Source organism: Oleiphilus sp. HI0128, from assembly GCF_001635365.1.
Window position 1 is genome coordinate 1 of sequence record NZ_LWGG01000257.1, and the last position, 730, is coordinate 730.

At 40.4% G+C, this 730-nt stretch carries 1 pseudogene; it reads right to left on the reverse strand.

What is annotated here, in order from left to right:
• Positions 1-270 precede the first annotated feature (270 nt).
• Positions 271-730: pseudogene (locus tag A3763_RS03425) on the reverse strand (glyceraldehyde-3-phosphate dehydrogenase); the annotation flags it as partial.

Here is a 730-nt window from a genome sequence, read left to right on the forward strand (position 1 = left end):
CTCGATTGCGGCGAACCTAAAATCGTGGACAATTATAGTGAGCCATTTAACATATTGCTACACTACGCACCAAAATTTACTTATATTCTACCCATTTAAAGTGCCAACCTGCTTAAAAAATCAACCCTAGCGTTTTAGCGTACAAATATAGGAGCACTAGATACTACCAACTAGGTAGACAAGATAAGTAAAGTAGTAAAAGTCAGCTTATACAAGAAAGAAAATAAAGGCGCCAACTGAACAGTTAGCGCCTGAAGGAAATATTAGACTCTAGCTCTTAGGGAAGACGGGATATTCTATGCCAGCCATTTGGTTGGCAATACGCACAACCTGCGCACTATAACCAAACTCGTTATCGTACCAAACATAAAGAACCAAACGCTTACCGCTTACGATAGTTGCATTCGAATCTACAATACCAGCACGACGTGAACCAACAAAGTCAGTTGAAACAACTTCATCTGAAGTCAGATAATCAATCTGCTTAGCCAAATCAGAATGCAGGGAAATATTACGCAAATAAGCATTCACATCTTCAACAGATGTAGCTTTTTCGATATTCAGATTTAGAATAGCCATTGAGACATTCGGAGTTGGAACACGAATCGCATTACCCGTCAAACGACCTTCCATCTTTGGAAGTGCCTTTGAAACAGCTTTTGCGGCACCTGTTTCAGTAATAACCATATTCAACGGAGCGCTACGACCACGACGACTACCTTTGTGATAG